18 protein-coding genes and 1 tRNA gene are annotated in these 20,618 nt (G+C 60.1%); 8 read left to right on the plus strand and 11 right to left on the minus strand.

What is annotated here, in order from left to right; translation table 11 throughout:
• Nucleotides 1-41: 41 nt before the first annotated feature.
• Nucleotides 42-395, minus strand: coding sequence for a DMT family protein (locus AGR13A_RS09805; protein ID WP_035223996.1), 354 nt, complete (start codon nt 393-395; stop codon nt 42-44).
• A 256-nt stretch (nt 396-651) separates the two neighbouring features.
• Between AGR13A_RS09805 and uvrB the strand changes: the two genes are divergently transcribed.
• Together uvrB and AGR13A_RS09815 are read left to right on the plus strand one after the other, a co-directional pair.
• On the plus strand, nt 652-3,618 hold the full coding sequence (uvrB, locus tag AGR13A_RS09810; RefSeq protein WP_080835055.1) for an excinuclease ABC subunit UvrB: 2,967 nt from the start codon (nt 652-654) through the stop codon (nt 3,616-3,618).
• Nucleotides 3,619-3,695: 77 nt separating this feature from the next.
• Nucleotides 3,696-4,664, plus strand: coding sequence for an alpha/beta hydrolase (locus AGR13A_RS09815; protein ID WP_035223991.1), 969 nt, complete (start codon nt 3,696-3,698; stop codon nt 4,662-4,664).
• Between the two features lie 14 nt (nt 4,665-4,678).
• On the opposite strand, the gene AGR13A_RS09820 is transcribed toward AGR13A_RS09815, so the two are convergent.
• Entirely contained in the window at nt 4,679-5,113 is a 435-nt protein-coding gene (locus AGR13A_RS09820) for a DUF1801 domain-containing protein (protein ID WP_035224302.1), read from the minus strand.
• A gap of 141 nt (nt 5,114-5,254) precedes the next feature.
• On the opposite strand from AGR13A_RS09820, the gene AGR13A_RS09825 reads away from it, so the two are divergent.
• Together AGR13A_RS09825 and AGR13A_RS09830 are read left to right on the plus strand one after the other, a co-directional pair.
• Nucleotides 5,255-5,710, plus strand: a complete 456-nt coding sequence (locus AGR13A_RS09825) for a PRC-barrel domain-containing protein (protein ID WP_035223988.1) — start codon at nt 5,255-5,257, stop codon at nt 5,708-5,710.
• Between the two features lie 160 nt (nt 5,711-5,870).
• Nucleotides 5,871-6,482 (plus strand): DUF922 domain-containing Zn-dependent protease, encoded by a 612-nt coding sequence (locus tag AGR13A_RS09830; RefSeq protein ID WP_035223987.1) that lies wholly within the window; start codon nt 5,871-5,873, stop codon nt 6,480-6,482.
• A gap of 30 nt (nt 6,483-6,512) precedes the next feature.
• Here AGR13A_RS09830 and AGR13A_RS09835 read toward each other — a convergent pair whose 3' ends face one another.
• Nucleotides 6,513-7,115: a J domain-containing protein gene (locus AGR13A_RS09835; protein ID WP_035223985.1), complete on the minus strand. Its 603-nt coding sequence runs from the start codon at nt 7,113-7,115 to the stop codon at nt 6,513-6,515.
• 393 nt (nt 7,116-7,508) lie between these two features.
• On the opposite strand from AGR13A_RS09835, the gene AGR13A_RS09840 reads away from it, so the two are divergent.
• Nucleotides 7,509-7,862 carry a nuclear transport factor 2 family protein gene (locus tag AGR13A_RS09840; protein WP_035223983.1) on the plus strand — a complete coding sequence of 118 codons (354 nt, stop codon included), beginning with the start codon at nt 7,509-7,511 and terminating at the stop codon, nt 7,860-7,862.
• 58 nt (nt 7,863-7,920) lie between these two features.
• On the opposite strand, the gene AGR13A_RS09845 is transcribed toward AGR13A_RS09840, so the two are convergent.
• A tRNA-Thr gene (locus tag AGR13A_RS09845) sits at nt 7,921-7,996 on the minus strand.
• A 212-nt stretch (nt 7,997-8,208) separates the two neighbouring features.
• Here AGR13A_RS09845 and AGR13A_RS09850 point away from each other — a divergent pair.
• The gene (locus AGR13A_RS09850) at nt 8,209-9,948 is read left to right on the plus strand and encodes a GGDEF domain-containing protein (protein WP_080835058.1); all 1,740 of its coding nucleotides are present in this window, start codon (nt 8,209-8,211) and stop codon (nt 9,946-9,948) included.
• 16 nt (nt 9,949-9,964) lie between these two features.
• Here the strand turns inward: AGR13A_RS09850 and AGR13A_RS09855 are convergent, their stop codons facing one another.
• The 5 genes from AGR13A_RS09855 to AGR13A_RS09875 form a co-directional block, all read right to left on the minus strand.
• A complete protein-coding gene (locus AGR13A_RS09855; RefSeq protein ID WP_035223977.1) occupies nt 9,965-11,074 on the minus strand; it encodes an endonuclease/exonuclease/phosphatase family protein in 1,110 nt (369 codons plus the stop codon).
• Nucleotides 11,075-11,372: 298 nt separating this feature from the next.
• Nucleotides 11,373-12,401 carry an ABC transporter ATP-binding protein gene (locus AGR13A_RS09860; protein WP_035223975.1) on the minus strand — a complete coding sequence of 343 codons (1,029 nt, stop codon included), beginning with the start codon at nt 12,399-12,401 and terminating at the stop codon, nt 11,373-11,375.
• Nucleotides 12,389-14,083, minus strand: a complete 1,695-nt coding sequence (locus AGR13A_RS09865; RefSeq protein ID WP_080835061.1) for an ABC transporter permease — start codon at nt 14,081-14,083, stop codon at nt 12,389-12,391. The genes AGR13A_RS09860 and AGR13A_RS09865 overlap by 13 nt, the downstream gene beginning before the upstream one ends.
• Before the next feature lie 9 nt (nt 14,084-14,092).
• A complete protein-coding gene (locus AGR13A_RS09870) occupies nt 14,093-15,076 on the minus strand; it encodes an ABC transporter substrate-binding protein (protein ID WP_035223972.1) in 984 nt (327 codons plus the stop codon).
• Between the two features lie 326 nt (nt 15,077-15,402).
• Nucleotides 15,403-16,647 (minus strand): aminotransferase-like domain-containing protein, encoded by a 1,245-nt coding sequence (locus AGR13A_RS09875; RefSeq protein WP_080835064.1) that lies wholly within the window; start codon nt 16,645-16,647, stop codon nt 15,403-15,405.
• A gap of 273 nt (nt 16,648-16,920) precedes the next feature.
• On the opposite strand from AGR13A_RS09875, the gene AGR13A_RS09880 reads away from it, so the two are divergent.
• Both AGR13A_RS09880 and AGR13A_RS09885 read left to right on the plus strand, forming a co-directional pair.
• Complete coding sequence (locus tag AGR13A_RS09880; protein WP_080836733.1) at nt 16,921-17,373, plus strand: RbsD/FucU family protein; 453 nt, start codon at nt 16,921-16,923, stop codon at nt 17,371-17,373.
• A 108-nt stretch (nt 17,374-17,481) separates the two neighbouring features.
• Complete coding sequence (locus tag AGR13A_RS09885) at nt 17,482-18,513, plus strand: endonuclease/exonuclease/phosphatase family protein (protein ID WP_080835066.1); 1,032 nt, start codon at nt 17,482-17,484, stop codon at nt 18,511-18,513.
• A gap of 73 nt (nt 18,514-18,586) precedes the next feature.
• Here the strand turns inward: AGR13A_RS09885 and ilvC are convergent, their stop codons facing one another.
• Together ilvC and AGR13A_RS09895 are read right to left on the minus strand one after the other, a co-directional pair.
• Nucleotides 18,587-19,606, minus strand: coding sequence for a ketol-acid reductoisomerase (ilvC, locus tag AGR13A_RS09890; protein ID WP_003495030.1), 1,020 nt, complete (start codon nt 19,604-19,606; stop codon nt 18,587-18,589).
• Nucleotides 19,607-19,655: 49 nt separating this feature from the next.
• A complete protein-coding gene (locus tag AGR13A_RS09895) occupies nt 19,656-20,309 on the minus strand; it encodes a TetR/AcrR family transcriptional regulator (RefSeq protein ID WP_003507581.1) in 654 nt (217 codons plus the stop codon).
• Nucleotides 20,310-20,618: the final 309 nt, after the last annotated feature.

A 20,618-nucleotide genomic window follows, 5' to 3' on the forward strand; every position in this document is an offset into this window, starting at 1 on the left:
CCTCGGTTGTTGCGGCTGGCAGACGGGTGGCAGTTGCCCATTCAAGACCGGAAGATGAAAGAAGCGCCGAAGGCGATCAGTGCGAAACCGATCACATGGTTGATGGTGATGCTTTCCTTCAGCCAGAAGATCGAGAACAGCGCGAAGACCGCAAGCGTGATGACCTCCTGAATGGTCTTGAGCTGCGCGGTCGAATAGACCTCAGAGCCGATGCGGTTGGCGGGCACGGCGAGCATATATTCAAAGAAGGCGATACCCCAGCTGGCGACAATCGCCAGGAAGAGCGCGCTGCCCTTGTGCTTGAGATGCCCATACCAGGCGAAAGTCATGAAAACATTGGAGGCGATGAGCATCAGGACAGGCCAGATGTGGGCGGGGCTGATCGAGAACGGCATGATGGTTCCTGAAAATAGGGAGGGAGGTCATGAAAGGCAGTTTGAAAACGCAACCATCATTCTGCCCATATGGATTTGCTCTAGCGCATCGGCGCGAAAACCGGAATCGATTTTCGATACGTTTCGGTAAAGCTGTATTCAGCCGCTACGCAACGCATCCGCCCTGATTTTGTTCCGCAGGCTTCGTTTCCTTTTTGTACTCATTTTTTCACGGCCTCCCCTTCCCTTTGCGCGTGACTCCCTCCATATTTCGCCCATGGCCAGATCACCGAAAAATCCCTCGCCCTCGAACTCCGGCTTCGAGGAAGCCCCGCAATCGTCGTTTGAAGGCGCGCCGCTCAGCGGCAGCGTCGCCGACTGGGTGAAGCAGCTTGAGGCGGAGGCAGAGGCGGGTTCGGTGGAAACCCAGCGCGAAATCGCCTCGAAAGCGGGCAAGCACCGCAAGAAGATCGAGATCGAGGCCCGCAAGGAAGCGGAAAAGGCAGCCTCCAGGACAGCGAAGAACACCACCGCATCAAAAACCGCGCGCGGTGTTTCCATCGGCGCGTCGAGCGATCCGAAAACCCGCGCCGCCGCCGGTCTCAATCCGGTTGCCGGCATGGACGTATCGCTGGAGGAAGCCGCCAATCTCGCGCCTGGCGCCGTCACCGCCACGGTGGATGCGCTGTCGAAACTGATCGAGAGCGGCAATCCGCTGTTCAAGGACGGCAAGCTCTGGACGCCGCACCGCCCGGCCCGGCCGCCGAAATCGGAAGGCGGGGTCGCTATCCGCATGGCCTCGGACTACAAGCCGGCCGGCGACCAGCCGACGGCCATCAACGACCTCGTGGAAGGCATCAATTCCGGCGAGCGCAGTCAGGTCCTGCTCGGTGTCACCGGCTCGGGCAAGACCTTCACCATGGCCAAGGTGATCGAGGCCACACAGCGCCCGGCCGTCATCCTCGCCCCCAACAAGACGCTGGCCGCGCAGCTCTATTCGGAGTTCAAGAACTTCTTCCCCGACAATGCGGTGGAATATTTCGTCTCCTATTACGATTATTACCAGCCGGAAGCCTATGTGCCGCGCTCCGACACCTTCATCGAGAAGGAATCCTCGATCAACGAACAGATCGACCGGATGCGCCACTCCGCCACCCGCTCGCTGCTGGAGCGCGACGACTGCATCATCGTCGCCTCGGTGTCGTGCATCTACGGTATCGGCTCGGTGGAAACCTATACGGCCATGACCTTTCAGATGCAGGTGGGCGACCGGCTGGACCAGCGCCAGCTTCTGGCCGACCTCGTGGCCCAGCAATACAAACGCCGCGACATGGATTTCCAGCGCGGTTCGTTCCGGGTGCGCGGCGATACCATCGAAATCTTCCCCGCCCACCTTGAGGATGCGGCCTGGCGCATCTCGATGTTCGGCGACGAGATCGATTCCATCACCGAATTCGACCCGCTGACGGGCCAGAAGACCGGCGACCTGCAATCGGTCAAGATTTACGCCAATTCACACTATGTCACCCCGCGCCCGACGCTGAACGGCGCGATCAAGTCGATCAAGGAAGAGTTGAAGGTCCGCCTCGCCGAACTTGAAAAAGCAGGACGCCTGCTGGAAGCCCAGCGGCTGGAGCAGCGTACCCGCTACGATATCGAGATGCTGGAAGCGACCGGCTCCTGCGCCGGCATCGAGAACTATTCGCGTTACCTCACCGGCCGTAATCCGGGCGAGCCGCCGCCGACTTTGTTCGAATATATCCCCGACAACGCCCTGCTGTTCATCGACGAAAGCCACGTCTCCGTCAGCCAGATCGGCGGCATGTATCGCGGCGACTTCAGGCGCAAGGCGACGCTGGCCGAATATGGCTTCCGCCTGCCTTCCTGCATGGACAACCGGCCGCTGCGCTTCGAGGAATGGGATGCGATGCGCCCGCTCACCGTCGCGGTTTCCGCCACCCCCGGCTCATGGGAAATGGAGCAATCGGGCGGCGTCTTCGCCGAACAGGTCATCCGCCCGACCGGCCTCATCGATCCGCCGGTGGAAGTGCGTTCCGCCCGCAGCCAGGTCGACGACGTACTCGGTGAAATCCGCGAGACCGCCGCCAAGGGTTACCGCACGCTCTGCACCGTGCTGACCAAACGCATGGCCGAGGACCTCACCGAATATCTGCATGAACAGGGCATTCGCGTCCGTTACATGCACTCGGATATCGACACGCTGGAGCGCATCGAGATCATCCGCGACCTGCGCCTCGGCGCTTTCGACGTCCTCGTCGGCATCAACCTGCTGCGCGAAGGCCTCGATATCCCCGAATGTGGTTTCGTCGCCATCCTCGATGCCGACAAGGAAGGCTTCCTGCGCTCGGAAACCTCGCTGATTCAGACCATCGGCCGCGCCGCGCGTAACGTCGACGGCAAGGTCATCCTTTATGCCGACAATATCACCGGCTCGATGAAACGGGCGATGGAGGAAACCTCCCGCCGCCGCGAAAAGCAGATGGCCTATAATGCCGAACACGGCATCACGCCGGAATCGGTCAAGGCGAAAATCTCGGATATTCTTGATTCTGTTTATGAGCGCGATCACGTAAGGGCCGATATTTCTGGCACTTCCGGCAAGGGCTTCGCCGATGGCGGCCATCTGGTCGGCAACAATCTGCAGGCCCATCTCAACGCGCTGGAAAAATCCATGCGCGATGCCGCAGCCGATCTCGACTTCGAAAAGGCCGCGCGCCTGCGCGACGAAATCAAGCGCCTCAAGGCCGCCGAACTGGCGACCATGGACGATCCCATGGCCAAGGAGGAGGCCCGCGCCGTTGAAGGCGGCGGAAAAAACAACAGACGCAGCCACTTGTCGATCTCCCCACCTGAGGGTGAAACGTCCGGCAGGACAGAGGCGGGTGCCGCAGAGAACGAAAGCGGCAAATCCCTCTTCGCCAAACCCTCGCTGGATGAAATGGGCCCCGGCTCTGACGGGGGGAAACCGCTGTTCCGCAGGAACACACTGGACGAGATGACGGTGGGCAGGACCGAAAAACCCGTGCGCGGCGCGGTGCCCGACAAGCCCGAAACCGAACCCGGCAAACGGTTCTCACCGCTTCTCGAAGGTCAGCCCGAACGGGCCACGGATGACCCGCGGCCGCTGGTGCGTGGCAAGATCGGCGCGGGTTCGTATGAGGATGCCGGCGAACAGAAGCGCAAGAGCCGGACCAAGGGCAAGACGGGCCGGCCGGGGCGGTGAAGGCTGGGTGCCGCCGCAGCTCACCATCGCTGCGACCGTCCTTGGCATTTATAAAATGACCAGCAGGGAGACATGGCATGGATCGAAAAAATCTGGCGACCCTATGCCTCTTCCTTTCCTGCAGCACCGCCTTTGCCGGAGAGATCGAGGACGCCACGTTCCACAGTGCCGCCCTCAACGCTCCCTTGCCCGTTAACATTTATCGACCGGATAGCGCGCCGCCCGAAAACGGCTGGCCAGTCCTTTATCTCCTGCACGGCCATGATGGCGACCAGAACAGCTGGCGGGATCTCGGCAATATCGGAAAGACGCTGGACACGCTGATCGCCGCCGGCACCATTCGCCCGCTGGTGGTCGTCATGCCGGGCGTTAAAAACAGCTGGTATGTGGATTCCGCCGCTGTTGGCGGCCCCGGCGACTACGAGACCGCCCTGACCGGCGATCTGCGCCACCAGATCGAGAAAACGCTGCCGGTGCGGAAGGATCGCGAGGGCCGCGCCATTGCCGGCCTCTCCATGGGCGGTTTTGGCGCCCTGCATCTGGCCTATGGCCACGAGGACCTGTATGGCGCGGTCGCCAGCCTGTCCGGCGCAATCTGGCAGAACGTTCCCGCCTCCGATCTCGACAAGACGCCTGCCGAATTAAAGCTCATTCAGGACAGCGCCTTTTTCCACCGGGTCGACCGCACCACCGTCACCAGCGGCATCGTGCTGCCATCCACCGGCGATCATTTCTCAGGCGCCTTCGGCACCCCTTTCGACGCAAGACTGTTTAATGAAAAAAACGTCTTCACGCTCGTCGCACAACACGTCGCCGAAAGCCAGGATTTGCCTGCCACCTATCTGACGGTCGGCGACGATGACGGCTTCTTCCTGTGGCGCGGCGCCATCGCCCTGCACGAAACGCTTCAGGCCGACAAGCGCAAATCCGAATTGCGGATCACCGATGGCGATCATGTCTGGTCCGTCTGGAAGGTCTCGATCATTGATGCACTGAAGTTCATCGATAGCGAGTGGGACAAGACAACCGACGTCGCGAAGGATTGACCCGCCCGATGGCGCTATCCAGCGCGACTACCGGCCCGTTTCTTCCCGGCTTTCCCCGCCAGGTTCAATGCCACGGCTGCCCGGATCAGCCCAATCAGTGCATCCTCGTCAATCTCATCTCCCTCGTGAAAGTCGATCGCCCGCCGTGTATTGCCCTCAAGGCTCGAATTGAACAGGCCGGCAGGATCCGCCAGCGAGGCCCCCTTCGCGAATGTCATCTTCACGGCGTTCTTGTAGGTCTCGCCGGTGGAAATGATGCCCGCATGCTCCCAGACCGGCACACCGCGCCATTTCACCTCTTCCGTCACATCCGGATCGGCCTTCAAAATCAGTGCGCGGATGCGTGCAAGCGTCGCGCCCCGCCAGTCCCCGAGCTCCGCGATTTTCCGGTCGATGAGAACCGACGGCGCGGTCTCCTCCGCATCTTTTTCCACCGTGTTTTTGACCATGACGTCCTCCAGATTTCGCCGCACCTGCGCTCCCGGCGCCAGCATAGACCAAATTTTCATTTCATCCCATGCGGAACCAAATTCGCGCTTCGCCGTTTCTTCACCGAACGCAAGGTTCAGCATACAAAGGGAAGAAACATCATGAAAATCAAGGTCATCGCTCTCGCTGCCGCAGCAGCGCTCTCCTCTTCCGTGGCTTTTGCCCAGACGGCCACCACGGCTCCTGCTGTCGGCGCTGACGCAACCTTGTCCGGTCCCGGCATCACCATGGGCACCAAGGCCACCGGCCCGCTGAAGTTCGTCAATGTCCAGAAGACCGACCTCACCGCCTCCCAGCTCGACGGCCTGGATATCTATAACGCCCAGAACGAAAATATCGGTGAAATCGAAGACGTCGTCATCGGCGATGGCAAGTCTGTGATCGGCCTAGTCGCCAGCGTTGGCGGTTTCCTCGGCATCGACAAGAGCTATGTGGTGCTCGATCCGGCTTCGGTCGCGGTTCATAACGACAACGGCACCTGGAAGGCCTATGTCGACACCACAAAGGAAGCGCTGCAAAACGCGCCCAAGCTCGACTACGACAAGCTGGACGACTGATTCCCCTGCAGTCGCAAGCTTGACCCCCGCGATCCGTCATCGCGGGGGTTTTTCTTGAGTGGAGTTTCAGCGGCGCAACCGTCAATCCTGCGCGCACGGCGCTTGCCTTGCCGCCCGCCTCTCGCCTATCTTCGGCGCGAAAGACACCAAGGATCGATGCGTGCCCGCCAAAAATCTCTCTTCCTTCGCCATCCTCACGACCACGATATTGCTGAGCGCCCTTCCGTTGTCGGCACAGGCGGCCGACTGGAAACCCGCCGAGCAGATAAAAACCTATGCGATCAGCGGCGATACCGGCGGAGCACTTTACCAGTCCATCGGCGAGCGCGGCCCGACCGCAGGCGTGCAGGCCATTGCCCACACCACCTTCAAGCTGACATGGCGTCGGGATTATCGCCCGCAGCCGGATGGCGCCTGCGTGCTGGCGACGGCCCGGCCCAATCTCACCATCATCTATACCTGGCCGAAAGCGCCGGCCAAGTTACCGCAAGCTGTGGCCGCCAGCTGGAAAACCTTCATTTCCGGCGTGGAAACCCATGAACGTGTGCATGGCGAACACATTCTCGACATGGTGAGGAAGATCGAGGCCTTCAGCACTGGCCTCAGGGCGGAAAACGATCCGAACTGCCAGAAGGTCCGCGTTGTCCTGCAGCAGCGGCTGGGCGAGCTTTCCAACGAACAGCGCCAGCGTGGACGCGATTTCGACCGGGACGAGCTTTCCCCGGGTGGCCGGGTGCACCAGCTCATTCTCGCGCTGGTCAACGGTCCCTGACAGAGCAGCGAAGCGATTGCAGCGCGAAAGCTACTCCGCCGCCTCGCCTTTCAGCAATGGTTCGGCGAGTGTTATACTCTCCAGCTCGTAGGAATAGCCTTCCAGCATCGTGTAGGCCTGCTCGATCGCCTCGATCTGTGCTTCCGCATTGCGGATGGCTTCGGCGATGGACTGGCTGCGGGCGCGCAGCATGGAGCTGAGCACATCGGTCTCCGGCTTCCTGCCCAGCCGGTCCATATGTTTGCGGACCCGGGTACGGTGGCGTTCCAGCTCAAGAATATGGAAGCGGCTTTTCAGAATATCGTCGGTCAGCTTGCGACGCATGGCGGCCACGGGGTCGAAGCTGCCGGGCTCGCGCTCGTCCAGAATGAATTCATTGACCAGCGTTTCGAGCATCAGCAGACCCTTGAGATCCTTGGCATCGGCCAGCTGAGGATCATAACCGGTATCGTCGAACACCTTGCGCCGCACCGGATCCTTCAAAAGCTCGTAAGCCGTCTGCAGGCGGGCGAACTGCTCGCCATCGCCGCCGCTGTCGGGATGGGCGGCCTTGGCAACCTTCCGATAGGCCGACTTGATCGCCGCCTCGTCGGCATCGCGTTCCACGCCAAGCAAAACATAAGGATCGATCACAAAAACACCTTCAAACGCAAACTGTTACCCGCGTGCCTTACACCATCCCCGTACGGCGCACGGGCGGATCATAAGCCAAATCCACCCTCACGGCACCCCGCCCCGGCGCTTAAACCCACAACAGCCACACAAAAGCCTTGCGGCATGCGCCGTCACGACCGGCGGAAAAGCCCTTGATACCGAAATTTGTCGGACCCAAGGCGACTATAATCACGGGCGAGACAAAATTGTGGAAAGCGACGACGAAACATGATCCGCATCGCGTGCTGCATGTCGCAACTCATCGCGACATGCATCGCACGGGGCGTAACCGGCGTGTTTTCAGGGGGTTATGGTGGAACGTCACCAACGGGTGTAAGCTTAACTTTTGGATCTGAAGGGAGGAATGATCCGATGCCGCAAACCATTACCCAGACCGTCACGGACTATGTGCATGCCATGGCCTATGCGGATGAAGGCCTGATGCGTGATGTTTTCGATCCGCGCGCCAATATCGTCGGCACTTTCGAGGGCGAGACCGAATGGCTGTCGCTCGAGGATTTCGTCGACCAGATGCGAAAAAGCGACCGCGGCCTGCCGGACCACGACCCCACCTTCGAAATCCTCGGCATCGACAAGGAAGGCGACAGCGCCTCGGTGAAGCTGGAGACGCGTTTCGACGGCATGGATTTCTACGAATATCTGTCTTTGCTGGAACGCGACGGCAACTGGTCGATCGTGCACAAACTTTACCACATCAAGCCCTAGGCGTTGAGGCAGACGGTTACAGAATACTGATGGGGGAAGGCCAAGCCGTTGAAAATACTGGTGCCCCCGGCAGGGTTCGAACCCGCGACCCCCTGATTACAAATCAGGTGCTCTACCAACTGAGCTACAAGGGCAATCCAGTGCCTTGCCAACTATCAGATTCTGACTTCGTGTAAAGCGAAAATTGTCCGCATGCCATCGGTGGACATGTTTTCCACACAAGGCCCGCGGGACGGCTGGCATGACCGCAATCGCAGCGAAAGGCCTGCGAAATAAGCGAAGTATTTACGTGCTGCGACTAGAATAGCGATAACCCATAACCATCCCAGCGGGAATAACGCATCCGATGCGCGCTAGCATACAGAAAATACAGCTGACAGGCACGATCATCATCGCCGTGAGTTCCATCCTGCTGGCCACACTTGCCGCGCTGCCGAGCGTCTCCAACTATCTGCGTTATCGCAACAATGCCGAGCAACTGAGCCGCTTCGAAACCGCTCTCCATTCCGCCTGGCTGGTATCGGCCGAACGCGGACCTGCCAACAATCTGATGGGAGCATCTTCTGCGGATGCAAAGCTGGTGCAAGGGCTTGCTGCTGCGCGCAAAGCGACGGACGACAGGCTGTCTCAGCTCGAAGCTGCCTTCGCCGAGGAAATGAGGGCTCAGCCCGAACTGGCGAAAGCGCTTGCCGAAACCCGCAGAAAATTGGCGCAATCGCGAGAAGCGGTGGATCAGGTAGCCGCACTTGCACCCGATGCACGCAGCTACAGCGCCATGTCCAATGCCATTCAATTGATGTTCAAGGCGGCGGATAGCGTCAACCTGCTTCGCGGCAGGGCCGCGCGCGCCATCATCATGAAGACGCCTGATGTAGCGATCGACATCGCAATGACCGGCACGGCCGGCGTGATGCGGGACAGGATCGGCCGCCTTGGCTCTTACGTGGTCATGAGCCTGCAGGCAAACTCGCAGGACAAATTAAGCTATCGCGCAAAATTCGACACCGAGATGCAGAGCCTCATGCTGCTGAAATCATCGCTGTGGAACTATACAGCCGCTTATCTGTCGACACCGCGCCTAGACAAGGCATTTCGCGATTTTGAAACATACTACTTCGGCCAGGCCCTTCGCTACGCGCAGAACACGATCGCGATCGTCATGCCATCCGCCCGTCCAAGCGTTCGCGGATTCTCGGAAAATTACATTCTCGGCATGCGGTCATCGGATACGCTGCGTGACCTTATTCTCGCTGAAACCCGGGCCAGAATCGAAAAGAAGAAGCAGGAGGCGCTGATCTATGGCGGGGTGTCGCTGTTCATCGCCTGCATCGCGGTTTTGGTCCTGCTACGGCTCGCATCGGTCTACAGGACAGCGCTGTTCCAGCCAATGCAATCCGTCCGGGCGCAGATTGCCGCGATTGCCGATGGCGATCTCTCCGAAGCGAGCTATCAGGACAGGGTTGCCCCGGAAGTGAAGAAGATGTTCCAGGAACTCGATTTCCTGCGCGAGCAGCTACGCCAGAAGGGGGAAATGGAGAACCAGCAGCGGGCGCTGGCCGAACAGTTGCGCACGCTTTCCGAAACCGATGCCCTGACCGGCGTATTCAACCGCCGCGCATTGGAAAAAGCCGTTCGCGCGATGCTGACCGGCGAGGACCAGTTTCAGGCTCTTGGCGTGATGATTGTTGACATCGATCATTTCAAATCCATCAACGACAGATATGGCCATGCCATGGGCGACCTCGCGCTGCAAAAGACGGCGGGGTTGCTAAGGGGCGCGTTGCGCAAGCACGATATTCTGGCGAGGTATGGTGGCGAGGAGTTTGTTGTCGTCCTGCAGGATGTCAGCCATGCCACGGCGACAGCCACCGCCGACCGGCTTCGCCGGCTGATCGAAGCCCAGATTGTCGATGAACAAAGCGGATTGTCGCTCACGGCAAGTTTCGGCGTTGTCTGGCAGGAAGCACGCACGATCAACAGCTGGGACGAGCTGATCGCCATTGCCGACGACCGGCTTTACGAAGCCAAGCGCGCCGGCCGAAACAGGGTCTGGGCCACGTATTTTCCGAAGGTCGCCAACGGCTAGCCGGCCGAGCCTCAGGCTAGATCAAATCCAGTGTCATCACCACCGGGCAATGGTCCGAGGCCTTGGGGCGGTCCCAGCCGGTGCGCGGATAACGCTCCACCTCCTGCCCCGGCGGAAACGCGGTGCGATAAGGCTGGCCGGCGCGGATGATTTCGGGAACCCTTGTGGCGTTGATCTGTGCAAGATGCGGGGAAAGCCAGATATAATCGAGCTGGCACAGGTGTTGTTCCTGCGGCCCGCGAGAATGATAAAGCGTCCAGCGATCCATCACGTCGCGGCGCGACATCGGATTGGTGACAAACCCGTCAGCCGTGAAGATATCGAGCGCGCTCCTCGCCTCTTCGACGGGGTTGAAGCTGTAGCCATTGCGCCTGTCGCCGGAAATCACGACGCGCTCCTGATAATCGTTCATGTCGCCGCAGATGGCGAAATTCTTGTTGCGGGTATTGCCGGCGCCCCAGCGGTTTTCAATGATGCGACGAACCGCCATGGCTTCCGCCTCACGGATCGGCATGGTGGCGAGCCGGGCATCGACCGGATCGCGGGAATTGGTCATGGATTTGAAATGCGTGACGTAAAGCGTCAGCGGCTTGCCACCGATCCTCAGATCGATTTCCAGGCAATCCCGTTTGAAGATCTTGTCGTCGATCTGGTTTGTGGCCGCAAGCGCAGGATTGAAGAGATCGAGATTGCGATAGGTCAGCGCCGCATGGCTCTTGATGTCGACCACCTCGATCCTGTCGCCGTCCCGCGTCTCCTCGCGCATGACAACGGCGACATCGATGCCGCGGCTGTCATTGCCCTCGACCAGATATTTCTGCAGGTAGCCATTGCCGACCATGCGATAGAGATAGCCATATTCGAAGGCCTGCAGCGCGGCCATGTTGTCGACCTCCTGCAGGCAGAGAATATCGGCATCCGCATCGGCGATGGCGAGCGCCGAAAGCTGGCGCGTATCGTCGGTGGAAGACACCATCCGCGCGCTTTCCAGCGCCTGATAGGTCGCCTCGTCTCTGATATCGAAAAGCTGGATCGCCCTGTCGCGCCGCGTCTGGTTGCGAAAGCCGGTGAAATCGAAACGGGTGAGGAGATTTTCGATATTGAAGGTGGCAAGCCGAAGCGACATGAATGATCCCTGTTTTGAATACCGAGATTAGCGATTCCAGACCCGTTTCGCCAGTGGAGTGTTCTCGCACGAGTGCGGCGCTGCCTACCTCTTTCCCATTGCTGAATTTCTCTCCGTCATACCGGCCCTGAGCCGGTATCCAGCCAGCCCAAGTCCTTGGGCTGAAAGGACTCTCTCGCCGCGCAGACGCGCGTCGGCTGGATTCCGGCTCAAGGCCGGAATGACGGGGAACCCCATAAAATGGGAGAAGCGCGATCTGCCGTATTATTGCATCGACAGGTCGCCCGTGACACCACCTCTAAAGCCGCCACGCCGCGCGAATGGCCACCGGCAGACGGTCTCCGACGTCAACCGCTTCGCGCGAATAGGCCCTCAGCGCCTGCCCATCCGGCAGGTCGAGACGCAGGGCATAACGCTCGCCCTCATAAAGAACCGACGTCACAGTGCAGGGAATGCCGTCCGCATCCGGAACCACATCCTGCGGCCGCACAAGAATATCCGCCTGTGGTGATCCGGTTCCGCTCTCCATAGCCGCCCGAAGTCCCTCCCAATCAAGGTCGCGCGCGGCCACTTCCGGCACCGGCAAGGTCAAGATCGCCCCCTGCCCCACCAGCGAGCCGACCAGCCTGCCTTCGGGCCGCGCATAAAGCTCCGCCGGTGGCGCGACCTGCAGCAGCTTGCCCTGCGACATCACGGCGACATCGGTCGCAAGCGCCATGGCTTCCGCCTGATCGTGGGTGACGTAGATCATCGTCGCGCCGGAGCGGATGTGGAACTCGCGGAACGTCTCCTCCATCTCCTGCCGCAGATGCCGATCGAGATTGGCGAGCGGCTCGTCGAGCAGCACCACGTCAGGCTCGGTAACAAGGCAGCGGGCAAGCGCCACACGCTGCCGCTGGCCACCGGACAATTCGGCAGGACGACGATCGGCGAAGCTCTCGAGGCGGACGGCGGCAAGCGCCTGACGCACCTTTTCGCGATATTTCTCCCCCGAAATGCCGCGCACCTTCAAGGGATAACCGGCATTGTCGGCAACCGACATATGCGGCCACAGCGCATAGGACTGGAACACCATCGCCATGTTGCGCCGCTCCGGCGGCACCATGCTGCCGGCATCGGCCAGCACCCGCTCACCGAGCAGGATGGAACCGTCAGTCGGCTGTTCAAAACCGGCGATCATGCGCAGCACCGTCGTTTTGCCGCAGCCGGAAGGCCCGAGCAGAGCGAGAAAACCGCCGTCACGTACCGTCAGCGACACATCGTCCACGGCTGGTTTCGAACCGGCACCGAAACTCTTCGACAGGCGGTTCAGGATCAGTTTCGCCAAGGGACCACTCCTTTCGGCAGATAGCGCCCCAGAATTTCCAGCAGAGCCATGAGGAAAATCACCATGATGACGACAAGCACCGAAAGTGCGGAGGCAAGATCGAAGCTGCCGCTATCATCGAGATTGTAGATGAGCACACCGAGCGTCTGGGTGCCGGCCGACCACAGCAGCGCCGAAACCGTCAGCTCGTTGCAGGCGATCAGGAAAACGAGGATGACCGATGCCCCCGCCGCAGGCCCGACCAGCGGCAGGATGATATCCTTCAACCGTCGCCAGAAACCGGCGCCGGAGAGCCTTGCTGCCTCTTCCAGTGACGGATCGAATTGCAGGAAGGCGCTGACCATGGGTTTCAGGCTGACGGCGAAGAAGGAAGAGAAATAGGCGAGGAGAATGATCCAGATCGTGCCGTAAAGCGTGATGCCGACAAGCGGAATGGGAGCCGCGAAAAGCAGCACGAAGGAGACGGAAATCACTACCCCCGGCAGCGCATAGGGAATATCCACCAGCGCCGAAAGCAGGAACATGAAACGGCTCTTGCCGCGCACCAGAAAATAGGCCGTCAGCACCGTCACCGCCAGCAGGCAAAGCGAGGTGGCCGTCGCCAGAAACAACGAGTTGCGGAACGCCGTGCGCGTCACGCTCTGGCGGTAAAGCAATTCTTCATAGGCATGCAGCGTCGCGGTCTTGAGGTTGAGCGGCACGCCATAGGCGGGCGCGAGCGAGCTTGCCACCAGCGCCGTCAGCGGCGCCACAAGCATGAAGAACAGCACGAGCCACAGGGCAAGCTCCGCCGGCACCCGCCACAGCCCAAGCCGGAAGGTCGCCGCCTTGCCGGAAAGACCGATGATGCGATAATCCCTGCCCTTCATCGCCCGTTCCTGAAGCGCAAGCCCGGCGACGGAGATGATGGCGATCATGGTGGAGAGAATGGCAATATCGCCGAATGTGCTGGTGCCGAAACTGGCAAAACGGCTGTAGATCAGTGTCGGCAGGGTGAAGATCGAGGCGGGAATGCCGAGGATCGCCGGAATGCCGAAATTGCCGACACTGGAGACGAAGGAGATCGCCGCCCCGGCGATCAGCCCCGGCGTCGACAGCGGCAGGATGATATCGAACAGCACGCGGCGCGGCGACGCGCCGGAAAGCTTGGCTGCCTCGATGCCGTCCTGCGGCAAGGCGAGCAGACCGGCGCGCAGCGACAGATAGACGAGCGGCGCATGCTGCACGCCGAGCAGAAGCGCGATGCCCGCAATCGAATAAAGCGGCTGCGGCGACCCCATCGCCGGCGCAAGGCCAATGGCCTTCAACAGCGTACTCGAGGGACCGGTCATGCCGATCCACGACAGCGCCGTCACCTGCGGCGGGATCATCATCGGCAGCATGAACAGGAAGCTCAGGATCGACTTGCCGCGGATGTCGCAAAGCGTCAGCGCAAGCGCGAAAGCGCCGCCGATCAAAAGCGAAATCAGCATGCCGAAAAACGAGGTGGAGAGCGTGTTCAACGCCGCATCCCAAAGGGCAGGATCGGCGAGAAGCCGCCATATGTCACCATTAAGTGACGATATGATGCCAGTATAGGCGAGCCGCCCGAGCGGCAGGGCGCTGAGCGCAAAAACAACGCTGACCACAAAAGGAAACAGCCAGCGCGGCTGGCTGCTTCCATAGGCATTCGAACGGGTCATTCCGCTTTATCAGCCCTTGGAGCCGAAAATATCGGAGAAAGTCTTCAGGTCCTGTTCGGAATTCTTCAGCGCATCGGCAGCGTTGAGCGGCAGAACCTTGATCTTGTCGCGGGCCGGGAAACCTTCCGGCATGCCGGCATCGGCACGCACGGGAATGTAACCGAGCTTGACGAAGCCCTGCTGACCCTTTTCGGACAACACATAATCGACGAACTTCTTCGCGGCTTCCTCGTGCTTGGTGCCCTTGATGATCGCGACCGGCTCGGTGACGGCCGAAACGCCCTCTTCCGGGAAGACGAACTCAACCGGCGCGCCCTTGGCCTTTTCGCGGATCGGCATGTAATCGACGACCACGCCATAGGCCTTTTCGCCCGATGCAACGGACTTCAGAACCGCACCGTTGCCACCGCCTGCAATGGCTTCATTGGCCTTAAGCTGCTTGTAATAATCCCAGCCGAGATCCTTAACGGCGGCAAGCGTCTGCGCATGGATCAGCGCCGCACCCGAGGTCAACGGGCTCGGCATGGTGACGAGACCCTTGGCTTCTGCCTTGGCGAGATCCTTCCAGCTCGTCGGCTTCATCGCAGCTGCAGTGTTGTACATGATGCCTGTCGTGATGAGCTTGGTGGAATAATAGAAGCCGTCCGCATCGTAGAGCGAAGCGTCGATATTCTTGGCTTCCGCAGACTTGTGGGCGAGAAGCTGGCCAGCCTGCTTCATGCGCTCCAGCGTTACGGTATCGGCGATCAAAAGCACGTCGGCAACCGGATTGCCGGCATTGATCTCGGCCATCAGCTTGGCCATGATCTTCGGCGTTCCGTCACGCACCCATTCAACCTCGAGACCGGGATTGGCGGCCTTGAAACCATCAACGGTCGCCTGCGCGTCCTCGTTGGGCTGGCTGGTGTAAAGCACCAGATCGGCGGCATTGGCGGCGGTGGCGATGAAGCCGAGCGACACGATGGCGGTGAAAGCGGAGAGCAGCGTTTTCATGGGTCCAGTCCCTGTTGTTTGGTGGGACCGCTAAAACATGATTGCATAACATGTATGTGACAGGCAGGATTTTTGGGTGTGATCTGTTGGGGTCAGCGGGATTGAGGGGAACAACGCCCCTTAGCGCTTGCGGCTCACCCCCCTCTGCCCTGCCGGGCATCTCCCCCTCAAGGGGGGAGATCGGCAAGAGGCGCTGACACCACTTCGGTCTCAAACATCGAGATGGGCGAAACCTGCCCGCGAGTCGATCTCCCCCCTTGAGGGGGAGATGTCCGGCAGGACAGAGGGGGGTGAAGCCACAACCTCCGTCGTTGCCGCAAAGCCCCTCAAATCGCCGGCAGCGCCTCGCCCGTTTCCGCCTGCGCCGTTGCGATCAACCGGCCAAGCCGCTTCATGCCCTCCTCGATCATCGCCTCGTTGGCGCAGGAGAAGCTGATGCGCAGCGTATTCGTGCCGGAGCCATCAGCAAAGAAGGCTCGGCCGGGAACGAAGGCAACCTTTTCCGTGGCGATGGATTTCGCCAGCAACGCTGCGCCATCCATTCCCTCAGGCAGCGTCACCCAGATGAACATTCCGCCTTCCGGCTTTGTCCAGCGCGTACCCTTCGGCATGTATCTGTCGAGCGCAGCCAGCATCGCGTCACGGCGGGCGCTATAGGCTGCCTTGATCTTGGCGACCTGCTTTTCGAAGCCGCGCGAGGCGACACGTTCGATGGCGATCTGGTTGATGGTCGAGGAATGCAGGTCGGCGGCCTGCTTCATCAGCACCAGCTTGCGGATAACCGGCGCGGAAGCGACGATGTAACCGACACGAAGGCCCGGTGCGAGCGTCTTGGAGAAGCTGCCGCAATAGATGGTACGGGTGTTCTCGATGCCGCCCGAGCGGGCGATGTCGAGCGCCATGATCGGCGGAACAGCCTCGCCATCGTAACGCAGCGACTGATAGGCGGCGTCTTCGATGACGGCGATATCGAGTTCATCGGCCAGCGCCAGAACCTTTTCGCGGCCGGCCAGATCGACGGTTTCGCCGGTCGGATTGGAGAAATCGGCCGAGAGATAAGCGAACTTCACCGCACCGCCGAGCTTGGCGGCATTCTCACGGTAGGTCTCGGGCGTGCGGTTGCCGCCGGGGTTCAGCTGGTCGTAATTCGGCTCATAGGCGTTGAAGGCAGAAAGCGCGCCGAGATAGGTCGGCCAGGTGACCAGCGCCGTATCCTTCGGCGACAGGAACAGCTTGCCGAGATAATCGAGACCCTGCTGCGAACCGGAAACGATGAAGACGTTATCGGCGGTGCAGTCGATGCCGATTTCGGCCATTTCGCCTGCCAGCCATTCGCGCAGCGGCTTGTAACCTTCGCTCACCGAATATTGCAGCGCCGAGTTTACCTGCGAACCCGAAAAAATTTCCGCATAAGCCTGCTGGAATTCCTCTGCGGGGAAAAGAGCCGGGTCCGGAATACCACCGGCAAAGGAGATGATATCGGGCTGCTCGAGCAGCTTCAGCAACTCACGGATTTCGGACGCTTTCATGCGCGAAGAGCGCGTGGCGAAAATTTGTTCCCAATTGAGCATGGGTACGTTTCCTCTTGTGTCGTTTTTATGCGTGCATCTTTACAGAAATGTCGATACGTCAGCAATACTGACTTATCAGTTTTTCGAATTATTTCTGCCTCCCTGCACCTTGCCCGCAACCGACCTGCCTTAAGGCCCGATTTTGCGGACAAAGCCAAATACACCCTTGCGCAAAGCTTCACAATCACACCTTTGCGATTGACGCGGCATGGTTTTCCAGCTGGATTGCGCGCGCGCCGCAACGCGGCCAAAGCATCATGGGAGTTTGACGACATGCTGAAAAATATCGACCCGGCGTTGAATGCCGATGTCCTGCACGCGCTGCGCGCCATGGGGCATGGCGATACGCTGGTGATCTCCGACACCAACTTCCCCTCCGATTCGGTTGCCCGCCACACGACCGTCGGCAAGGTGCTGCATATCGACAACGTCTCCGCAGCCCGCGCCATGAAGGCGATCCTCTCGGTCCTGCCGCTCGACACGCCGCTGCAGCCTTCCGTCGGCCGCATGGAAGTGATGGGCGCGCCGGATCAGCTGGAGCCAGTACAGGTGGAAGTGCAAAAGGAAATCGACGCCGCGGAGGGAAAATCCGCGCCCATGTACGGCATTGAGCGCTTCGCCTTCTACGAGCAGGCAAAAAAAGCCTATTGCGTCATCAGCACGGGCGAAACCCGATTTTATGGCTGCTTCCTTCTGACGAAGGGTGTCATTCCACCGGCGAAGTAAGGCCAAAAACGGGAAAATTGCGCCGGCCGCCCACCTTCATTACAATTTCAAGTTGTTATGGCAAAAACTTCCACTAGGCTTGAAAAACCAACCGGAGGTGTGCGGATCATGACCCAATATGTCCTGGCGTTCTGGAATGTCGAAAACCTGTTTGCGCCGGAGGGTTATCCGGCGCGAGAACCGTGGATTGCCGAGCGGCTGAAGAACGATCTGAAAGGCTGGACCGAGGACCTGTTCAAAACCAAGGTCAAACAGCTCGGTCTGATCATAAGCCAGATCGGCGGCGCGGGACCGGATCTGCTCGGTGTCTGCGAAGTCGAGAACCGTTTCGTTCTGGAGACGCTGGCGGAACATCTGAACGACCTCATGCCCGCGCGCTCCTACCGGGTCGTGCATGCCGATTCCAGCAAGGATCAGCGCGGCATCGATACCGCCTTCATCTATGACAGCAAAAAGCTACTGATCAACGAGAACGAGATTTTCAGCCATTTCGTGATGCGCCGCACCGGCACGCGCGACATTACCCAATGCACCTTCATCACCAAGGGCGGCCGCCAGCTTATCGCGCTCTCCAATCACTGGCCGTCGCGCTCTGGCGGCGCGGTGGAAAGCGCCGGTTTTCGCATGACCGCCGGTGAGACGCTGGGCTACTGGCACCAACGTATCAGGGAAGAGAAAGGCAACGACATCGCCGTCATCGCCTTCGGCGACTTCAACGACGATCCTTCCGATGCCTCGCTGCGCTACCACGCCAATTCCACCCGCGAGCGCGACGATGTCGAGAACTCGCAATCGGCCATGTTCTACAATCTCACATGGAATTACCTGCGCCAGCCGGTGGTCGATTCCGTCGGCACGGCAAGGACTATCTACGGCACGCTCTATTTCAACGGCGATGCCAATATCTTCGATCAGATCCTCGTTTCCCGATCGCTTCTGACCGGTAGCAGCGGCTTCACGGCGCGTGAGGAGACGGCAAAAATCGAAGCCATTGCCGCCATGGTCAGCCACAGCAAGAATGAGGGGCCGATCCGCTTCGGCCTGTCGAAAGGCGATGCGGTCAAGAACGTCAATCTCGGTGGGTTCTCCGATCACTTCCCGGTTTCGGTGGTTATCGAAGAAGAAGACGCCATCGTGTGATCGAGCACCGGGCACAATGCAAAAAGGCCGGAGCTTTCGCCCCGGCCTTTCAATCTTCTGCAAGCAATGAAGCTTAGTTGACGGCCTTGTCGACCAGCTTGTTCTTGCCGATCCAGGGCATCATGCCGCGCAGCTTGGCGCCGACTTCTTCGATCTGGTGGGAGTCGTTGTTGCGACGGATACCCTTGAAGCGGGCGCCGCCGGCCTTCCATTCCTGCATCCACTCGGAGGTGAACTTGCCGGTCTGGATGTCGTGCAGAACGCGCTTCATTTCAGCCTTGGTGTCGGCAGTGATGATGCGCGGACCGGTGACGTATTCGCCCCACTCGGCCGTGTTGGAGATCGAGTAGTTCATGTTGGCGATGCCGCCTTCATAGATCAGGTCGACGATCAGCTTCACTTCGTGCAGGCACTCGAAATAGGCCATTTCCGGTGCGTAACCGGCTTCGACCAGGGTTTCGAAACCGGCGCGGATGAGCTCGACGAGACCGCCGCACAGAACGACCTGTTCGCCGAAGAGGTCGGTTTCGCACTCTTCCTTGAAGTTGGTTTCGATGATGCCCGAACGGCCGCCACCAACGCCGCAGGCGTAGGAGAGAGCGAGTTCAAGGGCGTTACCGGAAGCGTTCTGGTGAACGGCAACGAGGCAGGGAACGCCGCCGCCCTTCTGGTATTCGCCGCGAACCGTGTGGCCGGGGCCCTTCGGTGCGATCATGACGACGTCGAGCGATGCCTTCGGCTCGATGAGGCCGAAGTGAACGTTGAGGCCGTGTGCGAAAGCAATTGCTGCGCCATCACGGATGTTGCCGGCGATGTCGGCCTTATAGATGTCAGCCTGGAGTTCGTCCGGCGTCGCCATCATCAGAAGGTCGCCCCACTTGGCGGCTTCGGCAACGGTCATGACCTTGAAGCCATCGGCTTCGGCCTTCTTGACGGTCGGCGAACCGGCCTTCAGAGCGATGACGACGTTCTTGGCGCCGGAATCCTTGAGGTTCAGCGCATGGGCGCGGCCCTGGGAACCGTAGCCGACAACGACGACGTTTTTGGACTTGATGAGATTGAGATCGGCATCACGATCATAATAAACGCGCATTTTATGGTCCTTCCCTAATGCTTGTCTCTCAGTTGTCTGAACCGGAATGTCAGGCGGGTTTGCCGCTGAGTTCCGAATGTACCTTTTCCGTGCCGTAGAGGGTCAGAAAGGCGACGACCGCCTTCTTCGCCCGGGCGGAAAAATCCTTGTCCGGCGCCTCGCCCAGCAGCATACGCACATGCAGATCCGAAACGATGAGGCCGTAAAAACTGCGATATGCCTCCTCGGCATCATCGAAACGCAGATAGCCGGAACGGCGACCCGCCTCGATTAGCCCACGCGCCCGCCGGTCGATCTGGCGACGGCCGCGTTCCAGCAGCAGATCACCGAGCTTCGAGCCGTCACGGCTCGCCTGCCCTATCGCCAGACGGTTAAGCGCCAGTGACACGTCACCCGCAAGCACATCCAGCAGATCATGCGCGAAAACCTCGAGGTGATCGGCGAGCTGCGGTGCGGAAACGCGGTCGCCCGCCTTTTCGAAGGTGCGGACCTTGCTCTGCTGAAAGGTGATCATCGCCGCCAGCAGGCCGTCGCGATCGCCGAACCACTTATAGAGGCTTTCCTTGGAACAGTTGGCGGCGCGCGCCAGACCCGATGTGGTGAGCGCTTTCTCGCCGCCCTCGACCAATAGACGCAATGCCTGGTCCAGAACGGCGTTCTGGCGCGGCGAAAATTCCTGCGCTGTGATCGGGTCGGAAGCCAAGTCTTTCCACTCCAGGGGCTCGATTAATGTACCGTACGGTACGGTTCGAGCGCCATTTAAGCGGAGGCAGCGTTGGGGTCAAGCGGATTCTTCAGGCAGGATGAGAATTGACGCGGTGCGGTGCAGCGTGAATGCCGGCTTGGGGAGCTTTATCAGGAGGCTTTGTGTTGGTGGCAGATCGATGGTGGGTGGGGCTTACCCCCACTGCCTCGCGGCGACTCTCCACGGAGGAGCGACACGTGTGGTCGTCGCCGACCTCACGTTCGTCGTAGTAGAGCGACTGAGGCGTCCGTCGCGCGCTCCCTCCGT

The sequence above is a fragment of the Agrobacterium genomosp. 13 str. CFBP 6927 genome (assembly GCA_900012615.1).
Classification (GTDB): Bacteria; Pseudomonadota; Alphaproteobacteria; order Rhizobiales; family Rhizobiaceae; genus Agrobacterium.